The sequence below is a fragment of the Bacteroides faecalis genome (genome assembly GCF_003865075.1).
GTDB lineage: Bacteria > Bacteroidota > Bacteroidia > Bacteroidales > Bacteroidaceae > Bacteroides > Bacteroides faecalis.
The window spans coordinates 246,960-269,233 of the sequence record NZ_BHWB01000008.1; the positions used below are offsets into that span (position 1 = coordinate 246,960).

Annotated in this window: 24 protein-coding genes and 2 pseudogenes; 22 read left to right on the forward strand and 4 right to left on the reverse strand. The window is 43.8% G+C overall.

What is annotated here, in order from left to right; genetic code table 11:
* The first annotated feature begins 290 nt into the window (after positions 1–290).
* The 5 genes from EJF25_RS14885 (at position 291) to EJF25_RS14905 (ending at position 4,236) form a co-directional block, all read left to right on the forward strand.
* Positions 291–1,031: a 2,3-bisphosphoglycerate-dependent phosphoglycerate mutase gene (locus EJF25_RS14885; RefSeq protein ID WP_125041833.1), complete on the forward strand. Its 741-nt coding sequence runs from the start codon at positions 291–293 to the stop codon at positions 1,029–1,031.
* 290 nt (positions 1,032–1,321) lie between these two features.
* The gene (locus tag EJF25_RS14890) at positions 1,322–2,026 is read left to right on the forward strand and encodes a hypothetical protein (protein WP_125041834.1); all 705 of its coding nucleotides are present in this window, start codon (positions 1,322–1,324) and stop codon (positions 2,024–2,026) included.
* 44 nt (positions 2,027–2,070) lie between these two features.
* Positions 2,071–2,259 carry a hypothetical protein gene (locus tag EJF25_RS14895; RefSeq protein ID WP_125041835.1) on the forward strand — a complete coding sequence of 63 codons (189 nt, stop codon included), beginning with the start codon at positions 2,071–2,073 and terminating at the stop codon, positions 2,257–2,259.
* 4 nt (positions 2,260–2,263) lie between these two features.
* Complete coding sequence (locus tag EJF25_RS14900; protein WP_125041836.1) at positions 2,264–3,892, forward strand: hypothetical protein; 1,629 nt, start codon at positions 2,264–2,266, stop codon at positions 3,890–3,892.
* Positions 3,862–4,236, forward strand: coding sequence for a hypothetical protein (locus tag EJF25_RS14905; protein WP_125041837.1), 375 nt, complete (start codon positions 3,862–3,864; stop codon positions 4,234–4,236). Before EJF25_RS14900 ends, EJF25_RS14905 begins: the two co-directional genes overlap by 31 nt.
* 65 nt (positions 4,237–4,301) lie before the next feature.
* Here the strand turns inward: EJF25_RS14905 and EJF25_RS14910 are convergent, their stop codons facing one another.
* Positions 4,302–5,963 carry an IS1182 family transposase gene (locus EJF25_RS14910; protein ID WP_125040504.1) on the reverse strand — a complete coding sequence of 554 codons (1,662 nt, stop codon included), beginning with the start codon at positions 5,961–5,963 and terminating at the stop codon, positions 4,302–4,304.
* 338 nt (positions 5,964–6,301) lie between these two features.
* Here EJF25_RS14910 and EJF25_RS14915 point away from each other — a divergent pair, with 338 nt between their 5' ends.
* From EJF25_RS14915 to EJF25_RS14945, 7 genes are all read left to right on the forward strand, one after another.
* Positions 6,302–7,114, forward strand: a complete 813-nt coding sequence (locus EJF25_RS14915; RefSeq protein ID WP_125041838.1) for a helix-turn-helix domain-containing protein — start codon at positions 6,302–6,304, stop codon at positions 7,112–7,114.
* A gap of 122 nt (positions 7,115–7,236) precedes the next feature.
* Entirely contained in the window at positions 7,237–8,067 is an 831-nt protein-coding gene (locus tag EJF25_RS14920) for a carboxymuconolactone decarboxylase family protein (protein ID WP_125041839.1), read from the forward strand.
* A gap of 1 nt (position 8,068) precedes the next feature.
* On the forward strand, positions 8,069–8,641 hold the full coding sequence (locus tag EJF25_RS14925; protein WP_125041840.1) for a flavodoxin: 573 nt from the start codon (positions 8,069–8,071) through the stop codon (positions 8,639–8,641).
* Between the two features lie 144 nt (positions 8,642–8,785).
* Entirely contained in the window at positions 8,786–9,646 is an 861-nt protein-coding gene (locus tag EJF25_RS14930; RefSeq protein WP_370685723.1) for an aldo/keto reductase, read from the forward strand.
* Positions 9,647–9,933: 287 nt separating this feature from the next.
* The gene (locus tag EJF25_RS14935) at positions 9,934–11,103 is read left to right on the forward strand and encodes a site-specific integrase (RefSeq protein ID WP_005809280.1); all 1,170 of its coding nucleotides are present in this window, start codon (positions 9,934–9,936) and stop codon (positions 11,101–11,103) included.
* Positions 11,104–11,653: 550 nt separating this feature from the next.
* Positions 11,654–13,462, forward strand: a complete 1,809-nt coding sequence (locus tag EJF25_RS14940) for a reverse transcriptase/maturase family protein (RefSeq protein WP_125041841.1) — start codon at positions 11,654–11,656, stop codon at positions 13,460–13,462.
* Positions 13,463–13,677: 215 nt separating this feature from the next.
* Positions 13,678–14,040 (forward strand): hypothetical protein, encoded by a 363-nt coding sequence (locus tag EJF25_RS14945; RefSeq protein ID WP_005809276.1) that lies wholly within the window; start codon positions 13,678–13,680, stop codon positions 14,038–14,040.
* A gap of 107 nt (positions 14,041–14,147) precedes the next feature.
* On the opposite strand, the gene EJF25_RS14950 is transcribed toward EJF25_RS14945, so the two are convergent.
* From EJF25_RS14950 to EJF25_RS14960, 3 genes are read right to left on the reverse strand one after another with little or no spacing between them, the layout of a single operon-like run.
* Entirely contained in the window at positions 14,148–15,161 is a 1,014-nt protein-coding gene (locus EJF25_RS14950; protein ID WP_005809274.1) for a DUF2971 domain-containing protein, read from the reverse strand.
* Positions 15,162–15,216: 55 nt separating this feature from the next.
* Positions 15,217–15,522 (reverse strand): helix-turn-helix domain-containing protein, encoded by a 306-nt coding sequence (locus EJF25_RS14955; protein ID WP_032538125.1) that lies wholly within the window; start codon positions 15,520–15,522, stop codon positions 15,217–15,219.
* 30 nt (positions 15,523–15,552) lie between these two features.
* Positions 15,553–15,852, reverse strand: coding sequence for a helix-turn-helix domain-containing protein (locus EJF25_RS14960; RefSeq protein WP_095231473.1), 300 nt, complete (start codon positions 15,850–15,852; stop codon positions 15,553–15,555).
* 202 nt (positions 15,853–16,054) lie between these two features.
* Between EJF25_RS14960 and EJF25_RS14970 the strand changes: the two genes are divergently transcribed.
* The 10 genes and pseudogenes from EJF25_RS14970 to EJF25_RS14995 form a co-directional block, all read left to right on the forward strand.
* Positions 16,055–16,411: a helix-turn-helix domain-containing protein gene (locus EJF25_RS14970; RefSeq protein WP_025072716.1), complete on the forward strand. Its 357-nt coding sequence runs from the start codon at positions 16,055–16,057 to the stop codon at positions 16,409–16,411.
* A gap of 3 nt (positions 16,412–16,414) precedes the next feature.
* Positions 16,415–16,765 (forward strand): helix-turn-helix domain-containing protein, encoded by a 351-nt coding sequence (locus EJF25_RS14975; RefSeq protein WP_004291454.1) that lies wholly within the window; start codon positions 16,415–16,417, stop codon positions 16,763–16,765.
* 20 nt (positions 16,766–16,785) lie between these two features.
* Positions 16,786–18,345, forward strand: a complete 1,560-nt coding sequence (locus tag EJF25_RS14980; protein WP_004371700.1) for a DUF3945 domain-containing protein — start codon at positions 16,786–16,788, stop codon at positions 18,343–18,345.
* Between the two features lie 59 nt (positions 18,346–18,404).
* A complete protein-coding gene (locus EJF25_RS25760; RefSeq protein ID WP_235016824.1) occupies positions 18,405–18,680 on the forward strand; it encodes a hypothetical protein in 276 nt (91 codons plus the stop codon).
* Positions 18,681–18,720: 40 nt separating this feature from the next.
* Positions 18,721–19,107, forward strand: coding sequence for a DNA topoisomerase (locus EJF25_RS26185; protein WP_262707210.1), 387 nt, complete (start codon positions 18,721–18,723; stop codon positions 19,105–19,107).
* Between the two features lie 19 nt (positions 19,108–19,126).
* Positions 19,127–19,758, forward strand: a pseudogene (locus EJF25_RS26190) (DNA topoisomerase).
* Complete coding sequence (locus EJF25_RS26195) at positions 19,700–20,017, forward strand: DNA topoisomerase (RefSeq protein ID WP_262707211.1); 318 nt, start codon at positions 19,700–19,702, stop codon at positions 20,015–20,017. Before EJF25_RS26190 ends, EJF25_RS26195 begins: the two are co-directional and overlap by 59 nt.
* Before the next feature lie 5 nt (positions 20,018–20,022).
* Positions 20,023–20,484, forward strand: coding sequence for a topoisomerase C-terminal repeat-containing protein (locus EJF25_RS25770; RefSeq protein ID WP_235016825.1), 462 nt, complete (start codon positions 20,023–20,025; stop codon positions 20,482–20,484).
* Between the two features lie 163 nt (positions 20,485–20,647).
* Positions 20,648–21,099, forward strand: a pseudogene (locus EJF25_RS14990) (DUF1896 domain-containing protein).
* The coding region (locus EJF25_RS14995) for an N-6 DNA methylase (RefSeq protein WP_148098099.1) at positions 21,089–22,274 on the forward strand (1,186 nt) is incomplete at its 3' end. The pseudogene EJF25_RS14990 and the gene EJF25_RS14995, both read left to right, overlap by 11 nt.

Sequence of the window (22,274 nt, forward strand, 5' to 3'; positions counted from 1 at the left end):
CAAGGTTTCCACTTGAAACGTTCTCCAAAAAATAGGATATTGCTTTGTTCAGACTACCCCAATTTATGCCAAAATCACGAATCAAAAAGTAAAAGAAGATATGAAACCAACTTGCTGAAAGATGATGTGCTAGAGAATTTTGGTAGAAGTCGATATTATAAATTAACTAATTATATTGTAAATCTAGTTTTGAAGTTTTTTTTCTAAAAAAAACAACATTAATGAACCGTAATAATATAATGTATTGATATTTACTGTATATTCGCATATAATTAATTAGAAACATATATATGAAAAAAAGAATAGTCTTATTGAGACATGGAGAAAGTTTATGGAATAAAGAAAATCGATTTACTGGATGGTATGATGTTGATTTAACAGAAAGAGGGATAAAGGAAGCCATTAATGCTGGTTTGTCCCTTAAAAATGAGAAATTTGAATTTAATAAAGCATATACATCTTTTTTAAAAAGAGCTATTAAGACACTATATTATGTTTTAGATGTTTTAGATCGAAATTGGATTCCAATAGAAAAATGTTGGAAACTCAATGAAAAACATTATGGAGCATTACAAGGATTGAATATCAATGAGGCTTATAGTATATATGGACATCAGGTAGATGCGTGGAAAAGCTCTTATCATTTAGCACCAGCCCCCTTGGATACATATGATAGTCGGAGTCCTTACTTAGATGTTAAATATAAGAATGTTAATGACCATCTTCCTCTTACGGAATCGTTGTTAGATGCTTATGAGAGAATTATTCCATATTGGAACAATGTGATTATGAATGAATTGAATTATTATAATCAACTTTTGGTCGTATTACATGCTAACAGTATACATGCTATCCTAAAAAATACAATGAACATATCCAATGAGGATATAACTCTCTTAGATATGCCAACTGCAATTCCATATATAATTGAATTTGATAATTATGGTAAAATAATAAATGATTATTTTTTATCAGATACAGATGAATCTATTAAATTTAAAAATATAATAAATTCTATAAGAAAACTGTAGATTAATTTTAATGATAGTATTATGAAAAGAAAATATAATTATTTGGAGTGTGAAAACATCATAAGGAGCGACTATAATCTTGTGATTAATGATAACGCAATAAATTTGCATTTAATCAAAAAATTAAATAACATAATAATAAATAATGACTTATCTATAGTATTCATCATTCTTTCTCATGATAAGCAGTACACCGGCAGATGTATACTAAACACTGTTGATCTTATTAATAATATTCCACTTTCAAATGTGTCAATATATTTAGGTTTCAAGGTAACATTGAGAATAATATGAAACAGCTATTGATTAATAGAAAGGTAACAATAATTAATAATCATAAATTGATTAGCGAAGAGTACAAAATAGATTTATGCAAAGGTAAGAGTGAAAATATGTTTTCATCACTTTTCTATATAAGTCGGTTACATGAAGAATTGAAAACTTTTGTACTTACACTAGATTCTGATTATTATATCTATGATTATATTAATTTATTGGCATTAATTACTCCATGGATTTTAAGTTTTGAGAACGATTATTATCAAAATGTAGAATTTGTCAAAGGGTCAGGATTATTTATTCATCCATTATCCAAAGATCAACTTTCTTTAGATAAACAAGGTATGCTTTCATATGGAGATGTAGTCAATTCATATTTAGAAGATAAAATAACAGAAGAGGTATATATTACTCCGAAAAATATCAGGGATTTATTAGATAAAAATCAAATTAAAAAGATAGAGGATAATTTATTGTCAGATTTTATTATTGGAGGTAGGATTGGTCGTTCTTTTTGTTTGAGTCAAATTTTAAATATCGGCTCAACTAATGGTCGTAATTTTTCTAAGTTTAGATATATTTTGCATGGTAATCAAGGTACAACTCTATACAATTGGAATTTAATGAATCTATCTAAAGGATATGGACTTGAAATTTCATTTTGTTTGAGTTTCTCTATAATAATATTTTTTTTAATAAAAAAATTGTCGATTTAGAAATCTTACCTATTTCTCATGATGCTAAATCTTTTAAAGAAAGCATGTTAATTGGTGTTGATCTTTTTAGCCTATATAAGAAATATCAAGATTTTATTCAGCAAGAAAAAACAATTTGTAGCAATATGGAAGTATTATCTTCTGATGGTTTGTTTGACATTGAAATTCATAATATAGTAGCTGACAATAAATTGGACTTACTTCCATCTGTAGCCGATTTTAAAGTAAAATAGTGTCATGAGAAGAGTCGAAATTAAATATAAAACGGAAATTAACAACTCATTTAGTGTAAAAAGCAATGCAAGATTAGAATGGGTTAAAGTTATGTTGTTTCAATGGAATAGCTCATTTGATAAAGATTGGGTAGAAAATGCTGAAAGGTATTCCCCAAAATACAATTTAATCTTGAAGAAAAATGTATGCAACGTTATTAATTATGCTAAAACAAGTAATGTTAATTTATTAGTATTTCCAGAATTATCAATACCTAAAGAATGTATACCTCACATTGTTGAACTAACTAAAGGAAATAAGGATCTAATTATTGTTGCTGGAAGTCATTATTATGAAGATTCAAATTCTATCCTTAATCAATCTCCAATAATATATAATGGTTCGGTTATTTATACCCATAAAATACATAATTCAGATAGTGAGTATAGTCCATATAAAGGCAAAGGAGTTTATCAAGATGATAAATACATAAAAAAAGTTGTTTATTTCAGAAATACTATTATCGGAAATTTTATCGTTTTGATTTGTGCTGATAATTTTAAAGAAGTAAAAGATATATGCTTAAATAAATATAAAAATATTGATTTCTTAATTGTAATTGCATTTCAAAAAGAATCCTTATTACATCATAATGCTATTCAACTATCATATCTTCGACATTCACAAGATTTTTATAGTCTATATGTTAATAATAAATGTGATAATTATTCTGATGGAAAAAGTGCCGTTTTTGGGGTGACGACAAAAGATAATATCAAACATTTTAGCAAAGAAATTAATATTAATACAAAAATAAAAGATAAACTACTTCAAATATCTGATAAATGTGATGGTTTAGTTCTAAAATTAAATTTAAGTAAAAAGGATGTTTCAAGTAAACGAAGGTTACTAGATATTCCGGGAAATATTAGCGAAGTTGAACATCTTACGATTCTAAATCCCAGTATTATCGTATCTGATTGTGTTGAAAGAAATAATTTAGTAAACAAAACTGATGAAAGTTATGATATCGTTGATAATGCAAGATCTAAATATAACCGTAATAATATAAATATAGAATACATAGATGATTTTTTTTGTTTCGAGATTCCTTTTAAATACAAAGCTGATTTGCAGCAATATAGATTTGATTTCCACTCGATGAGTGGAAATATTCAACACGAGCGACTTCTATCAATTATCGAAAATAATTATTCCATTGATATCCAAAAATTATTTTCTAAAGTTGCAGATAAAACGGCTGAATATTTTGTGTCTGAAGCCAAGAGAGGAAATAACCGTTCAAATAGGATTATTTATGGTGTTGATAAATTAGTTCGTACATCAGGTGAAGATGTTAAGCTATCTATGCGCGTGTATAAAACTGATAATTTCACATTCAAATTTATGTCCAATTTATATCTTGAACTTAAGGCTATTAAAAATATATTCAAAGTAAAAACAATTGAAGAAATTAATAAATTTGTTCCATTTCTTAATTCAATAGGAGTAGGGGGATTTATTGTGTTGAACATTAATAACAATAATCTTTTTTATTTACCCAAAGGTCACAGAACGTTAATTGTTCAGGAATGTGGCATTTTAGTTATGATAAGACATTTATGCCCATTGATAGAGGAGAAGGTTCTTTAGGGATTTTTAATTGTTTACATAGAGGGGTGTTAAAAGATAATGGTATTGATCTAACTGATACCAAAATGTTAAATGAGTTTGGGGTATGTGATTTTGGAGTGATTTGCGACAACAGGTTGGAGTTTGAGATATGTTCTTATGTGAAAATATACGATAGAAACAATGATACACTGAGTGACTTACAATTGTTATATTCTTTTGCAGAAGATGGGAGTAAATATAAAACGATTCAATTTTTACCAGTAAACGCCATTGAAATTGATCATTTTATTGCTAATAACGACTTAACTCCTGAAGCTTGTAAACTATCCAAAAGATTATACAATAGGATTAATCTGGGATGAGGTTGTGTCAAAACGTTGGCACAACCTTTTTCTAAAATTTATAGTCCTGTTATCTTTTCTTTTGGCTATGCCGCTTTTTTCTCATTCATTTGGTAACAAGTTACTATATTCCCGTTGTATCGAGTTATAAATAGCCCAATAAATATAGATTTAGCAAGTGTAATGAACTCCTTTCCTGCCTTTCTCAGTTTTGCACACATCTTTTTGATATTAAAAGCTATGGCAAAGAAGGCAAAGTCCATTGTCACCTTGTCTTCTCCCATATGCCGGAACCTTCTGTATGCCATGTTGTATTTCATTTGTCCAAAAACGGCTTCCGGTTCTATACACCGCCTGCCCCTATGCCTGATTCCTTCTTCTGAGAGCAACCTTTCCCGTGCCTGCCTTTTGTATTGGTTTAACCGGTGGTTGACTTCTATAATACGGTTCCCCCGGGCTTTAAAGCAACTGCCACGCAAAGGACAGCCTTCGCATCTTTGTGCTTTATACCGGGCACTTTCGGAGATGTATCCGCTCGCTGTTTTGTCACGTCTGGTTCCTATACGGTTCATGTGCTGCCCCATAGGACAAACGTAGTAATCCTCCCCCGCATTGTAATGGAGACTCTCCGCATGGAATGGGTTGGGGGTATAACGGGGACGCTGTTCTTTATGGAAGTAGTTGTACTTGACAAAGGCTTCTATCCCATTATCTTGCATGAACCGGTAATTTTCTTCCGAGCCGTAACCGGAGTCTGCCACACCGATACCCGGTAAGCGGTTATAGCGGTGCTGGAAGGAGTGGAAGAAAGGGATCAGGGTCAGCGTATCGGTGGGGTTGGGAAACAGCCGGAAGTCTATGATGAACTGGTTTTCAGTACCTGTTTGTAAATTATACCCGGGCTTGGTCTGCCCGTTCTTCATGGCGTCTTCTTTCATACGCATGAATGTAGCATCAGGATCGGTCTTAGAATAGGAATTACGTTCTCCAAGGACTTCAAGGTGATTGTCGTATTCCATCAGCTTGTCACGGTACTCCTCAAGTTCCCGGACCTGTTTCTTCTTTTCCCGGATGACTTTCTTTTGTTCCTTGTCCTTTGTTACAGGCTGGTGTTCCAGCACCTCTTTAAGTTCATTCACTATATCTGAGAGCATGGCAGGAGTGAACTCTACGGATGTGTCTTTGGAGGAGTTCTCTTGGGCTATGGCTTCATCTACCTGCTCCAGGAGAATGCGGATCTTATCCATCAGCTTTGTACGGTTCTTTTCGACTGTCTTGCGCCAGACAAAAGTATATTTGTTGGCCATGGACTCAATCTTGGTACCGTCGATATACTCTACGTCAAGGCTGATAAAACCTTTGTCGGCAAGGACAAGAACCAACTGCGTAAATACGGTATTTATTTCTTCTTTTACACGGTTTCGAAAACGGTTGATGGTAATAAAATCCGGATGTTCATTACCGGAAAGCCAGATATAATGGATGTCACGTAGGAGAAGCTTCTCTATTTTGCGGCACGAATAGATATTGTTCATGTAGGCGTAGATAATTACCTTGAGCATCATTTTAGGATGATAAGGACAACGACCGGTTGCTTTATAAAGCTTCTTGAAATTGTCAAGATTGAGATTATCAACAACTGTATTAACGATGCGAACCGGATCGTTCGATGCTATGTTCTCATCAATTCTTCCGGGAAAAAGAACTGTTTGGTTGGGAATGTAAGGACGAAAATGTAACTTTGCCATAACGAAAAACTTTATGCCTAAAGTTACAAAAATTTTGGGTAATAACAAAGCCCGGGCTTGCGAAAGTCTGGGCTTTGCGCATAAAAAAAGGTTGTGCCAGCATTTTGACACAACCTCATGGATGTAGTCAATTTACTTTCACTTATTGATCGGATGAAAAGATGAGGTTAATTTAGGGGGAAGTTCTTGGATTCAGGCAAAAGAAGTTGTTGTTACTACTCCAAGTACTTCTCTTTTAAGAGTCTTCTATAATAGTTTTTTGATGTAAAAATGAGCTTTACAACAAACAATATGCGAATACAACACAGTATCTTTGCAACAAATAAAAGGCTGTCAATATGGAAAAACTGAATGTGTTTGATTGCTCAAATGTGCTTATAGCGAGTTATTTCACCGATGATAGGGGATGTGCTCACGAAAATCGGGAACATACACTTATTTATTTGTCTTCCGGAAATTTGGAAATTGAGGAACATGGAAAGAAAACCATTTTGCGCCCGGGAGATTGCGCCTTTATGCGGCGTGATAACCGTATGTGGTTGCAGAAAAAGGTTGAAGATGGTAAACCGTATCGTTCTGTTGTACTGAAATTCTCAAGAGTTTTCCTGAGAGAATTTTACCAAACACTCAATAGACAACAGATTCCGGTTGATTCCAAACGTGAAAAGATGAGTCTGCGTGTACTTCCGAAGAACAGACCTGATATCCGTTCTCTGTTTGAATCAGTCATTCCTTATTTTGATTCTGGGGTGAAACCTTCAGAGGAGGTTTTGAAACTAAAAATGATTGAAGGTGTTTATATACTACTTAACACCGACCGTAATCTCTATGCTTCATTGTTCGATTTTGTGGAACCGTGGAAAATAGACATCCTTGATTATCTGAATGATAATTATATGTGCGACCTTTCTATGGAGGAAATTGCTAGTTATACGGGACGCAGTTTAGCCACTTTCAAACGGGATTTTGCAAAAGTGAGTGATTTGACACCACAGAGATGGATCATTAAACGACGTTTGGAAGCAGCACATGATTTGATTAAGTCGGGGAAAAAGAAAGTAACAGAGGCTTGTTTCGATGTGGGTTTTAAAAATTTGTCACATTTCTCTAAGATATATAAAGAAGCTTATGGTGTTGCTCCATCATACTAATATGATCTTCACAACAAAGGAGTTTGAGCTTTACAACAAAGCTGGCGCAGAGATGGTTTCGTACCTTTGCATTAGCAAGATAAAATTGATTATCTTGAAATGTCGAATTAAAATCATATGGTATGAAAGTAAAAGTAATTTTATGGGTTTTATTATTAACTTTAATATTTCCGATTATGGTAAAAGCACAAGTAAAAATCCAGCAGTCGGCTGGGCGTGATGCACTCGGCGATTTCGCTCCCGAGTTTGCACATCTGAATGACGATATCCTTTTTGGAGAAGTATGGAGCCGTAACGATCTTCTTTCGCTCCGGGACCGATCCATTGTAACTGTAGTTGCTCTCATGTCGCAGGGGCTGACTGATTCTTCGTTCAAATATCATCTTGAATCAGCAAAAAAGAACGGAGTAACCAAGACTGAGATGGCAGAGATCCTCACCCATGCCGCTTTCTATGCGGGATGGTCTAAAGCATGGGCAGCATTCCGTATGGCTAAGGAGGTCTGGACTAGTGGTGCTGACAGTACTGCGCTCAGTTCGCTTGATACGTATGCGCAAACCATTATTTTTCCTATCGGTAAGCCCAATGATGCATACGCTAAATATTTCGTTGGTCAGAGCTATCTCGCTCCCATTGTTGCAGGGGGTGTTCCCATTGCAAATGTTACTTTTGAACCGGGATGTCGCAACAATTGGCATATACACAATGCAACCAAAGGTGGTGGTCAAACACTCGTATGTGTAGGCGGTCGCGGATATTATCAGGAATGGGGAAAAGAACCGATAGAGCTTCTTCCCGGTGATGCAGTTTATATTCCGACAGGTGTCAAACATTGGCATGGGGCAGCTTTCGATAGTTGGTTCTCGCATCTTGCCATAGAGGTTCCCGGCGAAAACAATAGTAATGAATGGCTTGAACCTGTTAGCAATGAAGAATATTCAAAATTAAAGTAAAATGAAACATATAATATTGATATTTATGAGTCTTCTCTGTTTTAGCTGCTCATCGAAAGCACAGAAACAAACAGTGGATAAGAATACACAGTCCGACATGAAAATCCTTGTTGCTTATTTCTCCTGTACCGGAACTACGGAAAAGGTGGCAGATGCTATTGCCAAAGCAATTGGTGGTAAGCTCTATCAGATAACTCCGGCTACGGCCTATACATCGGCAGATCTCGATTGGAACGATAAAGCAAGTCGGAGTTCCGTTGAAATGGCTACTGAAAATTCACGTCCTGAATTAGGTGGTGAAACTATTGACATAAAGGATTATGATGTTATATTTCTCGGTTATCCGATATGGTGGGACTTATGTCCGCGTCCGGTCAATACGTTTCTTGAGAAGTATGATTTCTCGGGTAAAACCATCATTCCGTTTGCTACTTCAGGAGGAAGTTCGATAACCAATAGTGTAAAACAGTTCAAAAAACTCTATCCGAACTTGACTTGGAAAGAAGGAAAATTGTTCAATAGTGGTGCTGAAAAAGCAGTAGAATGGTCGAAACAAATAATTGAGGAACAGTAGAAGAGATAGGAGATTTTTGAAAGTAATATGATAACATCACTTTAACAAAGTGAACTTTATAGCAAAGTATATTGAGCCTCGCAACAAAGATGCTGTGAGGCTCTCTTTTTACCTTTGCTGGCAGAACATTAATACATAAGAATTATGGAAGAGAATAACAAAATGAATATTAGTCGTCGTAGATTTTTTAAGACGGCGGTATTGACAGGGATGGCCTTGACCGTACCCACTGGACCGGATAAGGTTTTAGCAGCTAAAACGAGACAACTGGAAACATCTCACAATAATGGCGATGCAGCCCATATTAGAGGATATCGTATACTAGGTACGGGAAAGGCGGCTTTCGAGGTGTCGGCACTCGGTTTTGGTGTGATGGGGATGACCTATAACCGCAGCCAACATCCGGACAAGAAACAATGTATCCGGCTGTTGCATGAGGCGGTGGATCGTGGGGTGACACTTTTTGATACAGCCATTATTTACGGACCATTGAATAATGAAGAACTGGCTGGGGAAGCATTGTCTGCTTTTAAAGGGCGGATCAACGTAACGACCAAATTCGGACATGAGGTAATTGATGGTAAAGCCACGGGGCGTCAGAACAGCCGACCGGAAACCATCCGCCGATATTGCGAAGAATCACTCCGTCGTCTCCGAATTGATTCGCTGCCGATGTTCTATCAGCATCGTGCCGATCCGAATGTTCCGGTGGAAGAGGTGGCAACGACCATTGCAGACTTGATGAAAGAGGGTAAAGTACAACGCTGGGGAATGTGTGAGGTCAGTGCGGAAACTATTCGTAAAGCTCATATCGTATGTCCCCTCACTGCCATTCAGAGCGAGTACCACTTGATGCATCGTATTGTGGAAGAAAACGGGGTACTCGATACCTGTCGAGAACTGGGTATCGGCTTTGTACCGTATAGTCCAATTAACCGGGGCTTTTTGGGAGGTTGGGACAAACAAAGATACTACAAAAAAGTGGAATACAGAAGAATGAAGTAATAGAATTGATTTACAGAGGTTTCATTTAAGCAGCCGATTATCTCCAACGCCACCACAATCCTTGCCGAAGCCAAGTCAAGACGTCGCAACGTTACTTGTTCGTAACCACACCATATAGGTGACGAAATTGGCACGAATGGCAAAACAAGGCGTTGTGATATAGTGAGTTACTAACAACTCACGCGACAAATCCAGTTACGGAAAAAGATTGCGTCGTTCCTCCGTGTTTTGCGTACCGACGAAGGATTCTTCACCGACTAATTTTGAACCTAAAAAAATTAAGGACGATGAAGAGTACATTTTCAGTTATCTACTACCTCAAACGTCAGGTAGTGAAAAAGGACGGGACAGTACCCGTCATGGGACGTATCACGGTGGACGGCAGCCAAACACAGTTCAGCTGCAAACTGACCGTCGATCCTAAGCTGTGGGACACCAAAGGAGGACGTGTCACGGGCAGAAGCACGGCTGCACTCGAAACGAACCGTATGCTCGACAAGATGCGCGTACGCATCAACAAGCACTATCAGGAAATCATGGAGCGTGACAACTTCGTCACTGCGGAAAAGGTGAAAAACGCCTTTCTTGGACTGGAACACCGCTACCACACGCTATTGCAGGTGTTCCGGCAACACAACGAGGACTATGCCAAGCAGGTGGAGGCAGGCATGAAAGCCAAAGGCACGTTTGACAAATACAAGATCGTTTACAAGCACCTGCAAGAGTTCCTCACCATCCGCTACCACGTGAAGGACATCGCCCTGAAAGAGCTTACCCCCGCTTTCATTTCCGATTTTGAAATGTTCCTGCGCACGGACAAACACTGCTGCACCAACACCGTGTGGCTGTATGTCTGCCCGCTTCGGACGATGGTGTTCATCGCCATCAACAATGAGTGGCTCACGCGCGACCCGTTCCGCGAGTATGAAATCAAGAAGGAGGAAACGACCCGCAGCTTTCTGACGAAAGATGAAATCCGCCTGCTGATGGAAGGTAAGCTGAAGAATGCGAAGCAAGAACTGTATCGTGATTTATACCTGTTCTGCGCCTTCACGGGCTTGTCGTTCGCCGATATGCGCAACCTGACGGAAGAGAATATCCGCACCTACTTTGACGAACACGAGTGGATAAACATCAACCGCCAGAAGACGGGTGTGGTGTCCAACATCCGTATGCTCGACATAGCGAAGCGCATCATCGACAAATACCGTGGGCTGTGTGGGGACGGCAGGATATTCCCCGTACCCCACTATAACACGTGCCTTGCCGGAATCCGTGCCGTCGCCAAGCGTTGCGGTATCACCAAGCATATTACATGGCATCAAAGCCGCCACACGGCCGCCACGACGGTGTTCCTCTCCAACGGCGTACCCATCGAAACGGTCAGTTCCATGCTGGGACACAAAAGCATAAAGACAACGCAGATATACGCGAGTGCGCCCAGAATGGTCGCTTAATAAATACTTCTTTAGCAAGAAGTTAGGATTGGGTTCGATATAGTCCTATCGTCAATCAGTTTATCCAAAGGGGAAACCCGATGGGGAGTGTAGCATACTGATTAAAGCTCCAAGTCCACTAATAGTCAGGTGGCGACTGAGGGGCAAGACGAAAAGACATACATAAGGATGAAGCCTTGATTGGTTGAATGATAGTTCAGTGGTACCAGATCTTGCAACAACGGAAGACTATTATACATACGTTGTTTCATAGTACTCTGCCTATTTTGTGCGTTAGTGCAGAGCATAAAGAACCGACTATGACACAGCCGCAATAAGCGGACAAGAACGAAAGTCGCATCCGACAGTATGTCGTGCTAATAGTTATTAAGAGAACTAACTGGGGATTACCTAAGTCGGAACGCTGGAACAAACAGCTATAAAGAAAGCTTTTGAATATCCGATATGGTAACGGAACTTCCGTAGTAGTCTGAGCAAGGGAAAGCCTTGTACATGGCGAAGGGAAGTAGTCTGTAACTTTAATACAAACAACGGAAAACGTGAGAGACGTATGAGAAATCCAGAGCAAGTATTAAACATTTTAGCTGGACACAGCAATGAGCCCGAGTATAAATACGAAAGGCTTTACCGTATTCTATTCAATGAACAGATGTTCTTTGTCGCCTACCAACGTATGTATGCAAAGCCGGGCAACATGACACCCGGCACAGATGGCAAAACTGAGGATGAAATGAGCATTGATAGGATAAACAAACTCATAGAGAGTATAAAGGATGAGACTTATAGTCCCAATCCTGCAAAGAGAACTTACATTCCGAAAAAGAATGGGAAGATGCGTCCGCTAGGAATACCGTCTTTTGAAGACAAATTGGTTCAAGAGGTAGTAAGAATGGTGCTTGAAGCCATATATGAGGGACACTTTGAGTGGACATCGCACGGTTTCAGACCAAACCGAAGCTGCCACACAGCACTGAAAAGTCTACAAAACAATTTCAACGGTGCAAAATGGTTCATTGAGGGAGATATAAAAGGCTTCTTTGACAACATAGACCATAATGTGCTGATAGAAATAATGAAAGGCAGAATAGCAGACGACAGATTTCTTCGTCTGATACGGAAATTCCTCAATGCAGGGTACATGGAAGAGTGGCAATTCAACAAGACTTATTCAGGGACACCGCAAGGTGGTATCATAAGCCCTATTTTGGCAAACATATACCTAGACAAGTTCGATAAGTACATGGATGAATATGCCAACAAATTCAATAAAGGGACAGCAAGAAGCCGCAACAAGGATATTTGCAAACTCAACAGCAGAGTACACTATCTAAAACGTAGGATAAATGAAGTAGAGGATGTAAACGTAAGAACAAGGATGGTAGAAGAACTGCACGAAAAGCAGAAGCTGATACTTACAATGCCAAGTGGCAATGATATGGATGTAAACTTTCGCAGGTTGAAATACGTGCGCTATGCCGATGATTTCCTTATCGGAGTTATCGGAACGAAAAACGAATGTGAGACAATCAAAGCTGACATCACCAAGTTTATGCAGGAAAAGTTAAGGCTGGAGATGTCACAGGAAAAGACTTTGATTACAAATGCACAAGACAGCGCAAAATTTTTGGGTTACGAAATATATGTCCGTAAAGACTATGCCACAAAGAGAAACAGTAACGGAACAGTGCGCAGATACTTCAACGGGAACGTGATATTGCACGTTTCAAGAGAAGTAATAAAGAACAAGCTGCTCAGCCTCGAAGCCATGAAAGTTGTCACCAAACACGGCAAGGAAACATGGGTGTCAAAAGGCCGGACTTATATGATTGACAATGAATCGCACGAGATTGTAGCTCAGTTTAATACCGAAATACGAGGGTTCTACAACTATTACTCAATAGCAAACAACGCATCGGCTTTGGGACGCTCTTTCGGCTGTATTATGAAGTTCTCCATGTACAAAACTCTTGCTCAAAAGCTGAATATGTCAGTGAGAAAAGTCATTGAAAGATACCGCAAGGACAATCTCTTTGCAGTGCCTTTTGTAAACAAGGGAGGAGAAACCAAGTACAGGGTATTCTATAATGAGGGATATGCCCGCAAAACGGATTGTGAAACAGCCCCAAGTGACAATCTGCCGTACATGTTCAAAACGCCATCGTTGAGTCTGATAGAAAGGCTTACAACAAAAACGTGCGAACTATGTGGCAAGCACGGAGAAGTGGTAATGCACCATGTCCGCACACTCAAAGAGTTAAAAGGTAAAAATGACTGGGAACGCAAAATGCTCTATATGCACAGAAAGAATTTGGTCGTTTGTGCGGAGTGCAATGCAAAAATCCAGAGCTGTGATAAGTAAAAATGATGTTACAGATGGAGAGCCGTATACATGGAGACGTGTAAGTACGGTTCGGGGGCAGGTAAGCGAAAACCTACCGCTGTAAAGCGGAAAGGCGTTGTTTGCCGAGCCTACAAATAACCAAAGAGAAGCTCAATCAAGACATGGAGAACCTTGCCGCGAGATTGAACCAAATCGAAGAATTTGCAGGTCGTACCATCTAAAACAGAGAAGCCATGAAACGTGACATAATCATCATTGAGGACAAGGCGGTCAGCGTAACCGGTAACGATGTATGGATGACCGCCGGAGAAATCGCCAGACTGTTCCACACGGGTGTCCCGGCAGTGAACGCCGCCATCAAAGCCATCCTCAAAACGGACGTGCTGAACGACTACGAGGCATGCCGCTACATCCAACTTGAAAACGGTCTGTATGCGGATGTTTACTCGCTTGAGATAATCATCCCCGTCACCTTTCGGCTGAGCACATACCATGCCCATCTTTTCCGCCGCTGGCTGATGGACAAGGCACTTGCAAAAGACAAGCATACCGCCTACATGTTATTCGTACATAGCGGAAAAGGCGGTTACTGCTGAAAAGACGATGAAAATCAATTAAAAACGGACAACCATCAAGCTGTCCGTTTTAACTTTAAAATAGTCAATTTTGAATATACAAATTATGTGCTAAAGAATATGAGGTATCAAAATTGAGATGGCTTATATAACATCTCATACTTTAACGAGCCACAATCAATGTACATATCATATTCCGCAATTCCTTTTTCTTGTGCTATATAATGCAAAGTTTTCTTGTGGATGTTTGAAATTCTCTCTCCATAATAGATTGCTTTAGGAACAATTTTCAGGCTTGTTGCACGAGAATGTGCGGCAGGTTGTTTCTCTGAATGAATAATACGCCATTCATTTTCATATTCCCACTGTGTGGATTTGTGAATAGCCATTTTCAAATGCGATAGTGAATCTATATTTTTAACATCCAGCCCCAAGCTCTTTGCTATATACCATTGAATAAAACTATTTGCATCAAAGCGGTTATTATCATATATAACAGGCAAGATACAACAATTCATTTCTCCTTGTTCTAATAAGAACCTTAAATCATATTCCAATGCAAACCCTTCATGATTTTGGGCATAGTGACTCCACATTATAACAGAATCTATGCTTTCACTTAAACATGCTATTGTAGATACGACCTTTAATGTATCCCCCATTTTTAATAGGATTTCTTTCAATATGTTTTCCATTACAACACTAAAAAGAGCTAATGTCAATGGATTTATGCCGTTACACGATATTACCTGTTTTTTTAAACCTGTCAAATTGTTTCTTCCGAAAAATTGGATTACACTTGGAGGAAATTCGAAATCTTTAGTTTCAAGTATCTGTTTGAATTGTTCAAGAAATTCTTCTGTACAACAAGCTCTCATTTGCTCTTGAATATTATCCAAACTATAATAAACAAGAGTGTCATAGGGGTCATTAAACTTATCAGCAGTAACAGCATAAACCAGATCCTTGTCAAAAGCATCAAGGTTTAATGTTGAACAACTCCTATATCTATACAGTTTTTGTGGCAACATTGACATCAATGCTGCACTTATAGGATAGATTCGGGATTTTATGTCCTCTTGCTCAATTCCTTCAGGAATTATTGTGGATTCTAACAATTTTGCAAATTCACTCCGAAGCATAATGGTATTCGTTTTAACCACAAAGGTACGCATTTTATTCCGGAATGTCAGGACATTACTCCATCGGTTTGCGGTAATTCGCCTCCAGCAGTTCACGCAATCCCGATTCGGGGTAAAGCACCTTCCCGCCTAAAAGGATAAAGGGCAACACTCTGTTGTTACGGTATTCCTGCAAGGTACGGCGGCTCACACGGAGCAACTCCGCCACCTCCCTGTCCGTCAGGTAACGTTCCCCGTCCAGCGGTGGACGGTAGTTTTCCAAAAATGCAGAGAGCCATTTAGAGCCTTTGCGCATATTCTGCACCACGGTGGCAAGCGGCTCGTCCTCCAGTGTAAAAACATCGTTGTTCTCGTTCATCATAACTTTGGATTCAGTGGGTGAATAATAAGATTACCTGCCGCCGGGATAGAGCGTACCGATAAGCGGAATCAGCCTCCTAACTTCTTCCGGCTTGTAATAGAACCTGCGGTTTATCTGCGAGTAGCCGATAAGCCGCTTGTCGCGCAACGTCTGCAACGTGCGCGGGCTTATTCTCAACTGCCCGCAGACCTCCTCGCCCGTGAGCCATCTTTCCATGCGCCCCGTGTCGCTTTTGCGCCTCAGTGCGGCGACCTTCTCCGAGAGTGCGCCGAATGTCGCCACCATCATCTCGAAAGTCTTTTTCTCAATTGATACTATTTCCATATTCATGCAATTATCGGTTTGCCCGCAAAGGTAACGATACACTCCCGGACACGTGCCGTTTTCCACTGAAAGGCTGCCTGTTGCGCCGTTTGACCGGGTTACGGAGCCATCTTCCGTAAAAATCTTACGTGAGTCACGTAGTGAGTTGTTAAAGCCCCTTTTGTTTATTGCCGAATTTTGCCGCAGATACAAAAAGAAAGGACTGAATATGAAAGTGATAACAATGGAAAGTTCCGTCTTCCGGTCATTGACGGAACAGATAGCGGAGATTGCGGCACACGTCCGTGCCGTCTCCGGTGACAAGAGAGCGGCATCGCCCGACAGGTTGCTCACCACACGCGAGGCGGCGCACCTGCTTAACGTGAGTACCCGCACCCTCCAGCGTATGCGCAGCGAGCAACGCATCGGCTATGTCGTGCTTCGCGGCAAATGCCGCTACCGGCAGTCGGAAATCGACCGCCTGCTTGATGAGAGTACCGTCAACGAGGACGCGGCGACACCGCAGGAACTGAAACGCAACCACACGTTGCGCACGGGCGGCAACCCCAAAGGAAGGAGGACATAGGTCATGGAACTGCTCACACGAAACAACTTCGAAGGCTGGATGCAGAAGTTGATGGAACGGCTCGACCGTCAGGACGAACTGCTGCTGGCGATGAAGGCTGAGGGGAAACAGCCTACTATCACGGAAAGCATCCGCCTTTTCGACAATCAGGACTTGTGCATGCTGCTTCAGATAAGCAAGCGCACCCTGCAACGCTACCGCAGTGTCGGCGCATTGCCCTACAAGACACTGGGCAAGAAAACCTATTACAGCGAGGAGGACGTGCTGACATTCCTTTCCAACCATATCAAGGACTTCAAAAAGGAAGATATAGCCTTCTACAAGGCTCGTATCCATAATTTCTTTCATAAATAACCCATTAAAACATTTTTCAGATGGCAAAGAAAAAAGACGAAAAGGACGTGCTGGTGGTCCGTGACGAGAAGACGGGCGAGATCAGCGTGGTTGCCGGGCTGAACGCGGACGGCACACCCAAGCGCACCCCCGCGAAAGCGGAAAACGCGCAGAGTTTCCTGCAATTCGACCGACACGGCGACGTGCTGGACAACTTCTTCAAGAACTTCTTCCGGCAGTGCAAGGAACCCAGCCGCTTCGGTTTTTACCGCATCGCGGCAGACCAAGCCGAAAATCTCTTGGAGGTGATGAAGCAACTGCTGAAAGACCCCGAAGCGAACAAGGAGCTGCTTGCCCCTCACAAGGTGGACACCTCCGACTACGAGAAAAAGGTGCAGGAAGAACTGGCAACCGAAAAACAAGAACCTCAAAAACAGGAAAACATGGAGCAACAAAAAGAACAACAGGAAGATCCCGAACAGACGCAGGGCAAACGGGGCTACCAGCCCATCGACGAGAGCAAAATCAACTGGCAGGAGCTGGAGGACAGATGGGGCGTGAAGCGTGACGACCTTGAAAAGTCCGGCGACCTTACGAAGATGCTCCACTACGGCAAGTCCGACTTGGTGAAGGTCAAGCCCACCTTCGGCGGCGAAGCATTCGAGCTGGACGCCCGCCTTTCCTTCAAGAAGGACGGCGAGGGAAACATCAGCCTCGTGCCGCACTTCATCCGCAAGGAGCAGAAACTGGATGAATACAAGGAACACAAATTCTCCGACGACGACCGGAAGAACCTGCGCGAGACGGGCAACCTCGGCAGGGTCGTGGACATCGTGGAGAAGGAAACGGGCGAGATTATCCCCTCCTACATCAGCATCGACCGCAAGACGAATGAGATCACGGACATTCCGGCGAGCAAGGTACGCATCCCGGAGCGCATCGGCAAGACGGAAATCACCAAGCAGGAGCAGGATATGCTCCGCGCCGGACTGCCCGTGCGCGACAAGCTCATCGAGCGCAACGACGGCAGGAAGTTCGTCACCACTCTGCAAGTGAACGTGGAGCAGCGCGGCGTGGAGTTCGTGCCGGGAACCGGAAGGTCGCCCCGTACCGTACAGACGCAGGAAACCAAAGGCGACACATCGAAAAGTCAGGCGCAAGGCGGGGAAAATGCCACACAGACCAAGAAGGAGCAACGCCGCAACACGTGGACGAACGAGGACGGCAGCATCCGCCCCATCAGCAAATGGAGCGACGTGAACTTCACCGAACAGCAGAAAGCCGACTATGTGGCGGGCAAAGCCGTGAAACTGGAGAACGTGACCGACAAGCAGGGCTTCCATGCCACGATGTATATCAAGTTCAACCCGGAGAAGGGTCGCCCGTACCGCTACGAAACAAATCCCGACATCGGGCAGCAGGTCGCCCCGTCCAACGAGAGCCGCACGCAGGTGGCGGTGAACAACGAGGGCAAGACCAACGAGGCGACAAAGAACCTGAAAGAGCCTTTGCAGAAAGGTCAGACCACTCCGAAGGACGCCCGCCAGCAACAGCAGCAGGACAAGCCGCAGAAGAAAACGGGCAAGGGCATGAAAGTATAGACCGTGTCCGCCACTGAATCCAAAATAAAATCCAAAGTATCAACAAAAAAGAAGAAGACATGAAGACAATCATTGCAGAAAAGCCCTCCGTGGCACGTGAAATCGCCCGCATCGTGGGCGCGACAAAGAGAGAGGAAGGATATTTCGAGGGAGGCGGCTATGCCGTGACATGGGCATTCGGACACCTTGTCCAGCTTGCCATGCCCGACGGCTACGGCGTGCGCGGTTTCGTCCGTGACAACCTCCCGATTATCCCCGACACCTTCACGCTCGTCCCCGTCAGGTCAGGACGGAGAAAGGTTACAAGCCCGACAGCGGCGTGGTGTCGCAGATAAAAACATCAAAAGGCTGTTCGGCACCAGCGACCAAATCATCGTGGCGACCGATGCCGGACGCGAGGGTGAACTTATCTTCCGCTACCTCTACCACTACACGGGCAGCACCACTCCTTTCGTGCGCCTGTGGATAAGCTCGCTCACCGACAAGGCTATCCGCGAGGGACTGCGCAACCTCGAAGACGGCGGCAAGTATGACAACCTCTACCTCGCCGCCAAAGCGCGAAGCGAATCCGACTGGCTCGTGGGCATCAACGGCACGCAGGCTCTCTCCATCGCCGCCGGACACGGCACGTATTCCGTGGGGCGGGTGCAGACACCAACGTTGGCTATGGTATGTGAACGCTACTGGGAGAACCGCCGCTTCACGCCCGAAGCCTTCTGGCAACTCCATATCGCAACGGACGGTTGCGACGGCAAGTCGTGAAATTCTCATCCTCCGAAAAATGGAAGAGAAAGAACCGGCGACGGAGCTATATAATAAGGTAAAGGCGGCAGGTTCGCCACTGTCACGAAAGCCGAGCGCAAGGAGAAACGGAGGAAACCCCTTGCTGTACGACCTGACCACGCTCCAGAAAGAAGCCAACGCCAAGCACGGCTTCACGGCGGAACAGACGCTTGAAATCGCGCAGAAGCTCTACGAAAAGAAGTGATAACCTATCCGAGAACGGGAAGCCGCTACATCCCCGAAGACGTGTTTGCCGAAATTCCCAAACTGCTCGCTTTCATCGGCACACAGCCCGAATGGAAAGACAAGGTGCGGGCAAAAGCCGCCCCGACACGCCGCAGCGTGGACGGCGGCAAGGTGACAGACCACCATGCCCTGCTCGTCACGGGTGAGAAACCGCTCTTCCTCTCCAAAGAGGACAATACCATCTATCAGATGATTGCCGGGCGCATGGTCGAGGCATTCTCTGAAAAATGCGTCAAGGATGTGACCACTGTCACGGCGGAATGTGCCGGAGTGGAGTTTACCGTAAAAGGCAGCGTCGTCAGGCAAGCCGGATGGCGTGCCGTCTATGGCGAGGAAAAAAGGAGGAAATTACCATTCCCGGCTGGCAGGAAGGCGACACGCTGACACTGAAAGCCTCGTCCATCACAGAAGGGAAGACCAACCCAAGCCGCTGCATACCGAAGCCACCCTGCTGTCCGCAATGGAAACGGCGGGCAAGGAAATTGAGGACGACGCACTGCGGCAGGCGATGAAGGACTGCGGCATCGGTACTCCCGCCACACGCGCCTCCATCATCGAAACGCTCTTCAAGCGCGGTTACATGGAACGCTGCAAGAAGTTGCTTGTCCCCACCGAAAAGGGGCTTGCCTCAATTCCGTCGTGAAGACGATGCGCATCGCCGATGTCGCCATGACAGGCGAATGGGAGAAGGAACTGGCACGCATCGAGCGTGGGGAGCTGTCCGCCGATACCTTCCGCAAAAAGATAGAGGCGTACACGCGGGAGATTACCTCCGAACTGCTCTCATGCGACAAGCTCTTCGGCAGCCGCGATTCCGGTTGCGCGTGTCCCAAGTGCGGCACGGGCAGGATGCGGTTCTACGGCAAGGTGGTACGCTGCGACAACACGGAGTGCGGGCTGCCCGTGTTCCGGCTGAAAGCGGGACGCACCCTGTCCGACGATGAAATCAAAGACCTGCTCACCGAAGGGCATACCCAGCTGCTCAAAGGCTTCAAGAGCAAACAGGGCAAGAGCTTCGATGCCGTCGTCGCCTTTGACGGGGAATATAACACGACGTTCGTGTTCCCGGAGGCTAAAAAGGACAAGAAATTTTCAGGACGGAAGAAATAGTATTAACTTTGCCACTTGTTCAGAGTAATGAATTGTTCTTCGATACCGGATTACACTCATACTTTGGATTTAGTGGCGGCACTCGGAGGGATACCGAGTGCCTTTTTCTTCCTTTTTCCAACCGATTATCCCGTTAAATATCAATCCACTAAACTCCAAAGTAATGAACAACAAGAAGAAAAACGAGGGCAGTCCGACTTTTCCTATTACGGTCTGTACCTGATGGACTACCTCCGCACGAACAAGTTTGAACAGGCTACCGACACCGCTTTCATACGGGAACGCGCCGATCGTGCCGCCGAAACGTATGAAAAGGCGCGGATTGAAGGCTATCCCACCGACGGTGCGCAGGAACTGGCGATGGAAACACTGCTGCGCGGGTTGCACTATTCCCGGTACGCCATGCTCCACGAAGTCGTGGAGAACGAGTTTGCCAACGAAGTGCCGGAAGAGAAACAAGAAGCCTTTATCCATAAACTCCTGCCGCTTGTCGGCAACGTGTTCTCCGTCTATGACCTTTCGGACGACAACTTCGCCCTGTCTTCCGATTACGACCTGCTCTACACGGAGCTGACGGGAGCAACCGTCCTTTACTTAGACGAATATGGCGTTTAACCGCAAACAGAAACTGCGGGACAACATCGAGGCGATACGGACGGCATTCATCCTTGACAGGGAAAATAGGACAGCGACAACCGAAGAGCGTGCCATACTTCAAAGGTACTGCGGTTTCGGCGGTCTGAAATGTATCCTCAACCCTGCAAAGGAACTGACGGATGCCGTCCGGTGGGCGAAATCCGACCTCGAACTGTTCGCCCCGACGGTGGAGCTGCACAGGCTTATCCGTGAGAACAGCAAGGACGAAACAGAGTACAAGCGGTTTGTGGATTCGCTGAAAGCGTCCGTGCTGACCGCTTTCTACACCCCCAAAGAGATAACCGACACCATCGCGGACGTGCTGGCAGATTACAGCGTCCGCCCCGCCCGTATGCTCGAACCGTCGGCAGGTGTCGGCGTGTTCGTGGATTCCATGCTGCGGCACAGCCCCAATGCGGATGTGATGGCTTTCGAGAAGGATCTGCTCACGGGTACAATCTTGAGGCATCTCTATCCCGACCAGAAAATGCGCACCTGCGGTTTTGAGAAAATCGAAAGACCGTTCAACAATTATTTCGACTTGGCGGTGTCCAACATTCCGTTCGGTGACATTGCCGTGTTCGACGCGGAGTTTCAGCGGAGCGACTCTTTCGGCAGACGCTCCGCCCAGAAAACCATCCACAACTATTTCTTTCTCAAAGGACTGGATGCCGTGCGTGACGGCGGTATCGTGGCGTTCATCACCTCGCAAGGGGTATTGAATAGCACCAAGACCTCCGTGCGTAACGAGCTGTTCAGTCAGGCCAATCTGGTATCCGCGATACGCCTGCCCAACAACCTGTTCACGGACAACGCGGGCACGGAGGTGGGCAGTGACCTGATTGTCCTGCAAAAGAACCTCAGCAAGAAGGAAATGTCGCAGGACGAGCGGCTGATGACCGTGATACAGACGGACACGAAAACCGCCCTGACCGACAACGCCTATTTCATCCACCACCCGGAACGCATCGTGCATACGATGGCGAAACTTGACACAGACCCCTACGGGAAGCCCGCTATGGTTTATCTGCACGAGGGCAAGGCAGCAGGCATCGCCGGGGATTTGCGCCGTATGCTCGACGAGGATTTCCATTACAGGCTTGCCATGCGCTTGTATTCGGGTTCAATCCGGCAGGCAGGAACGGAAGAAAAAG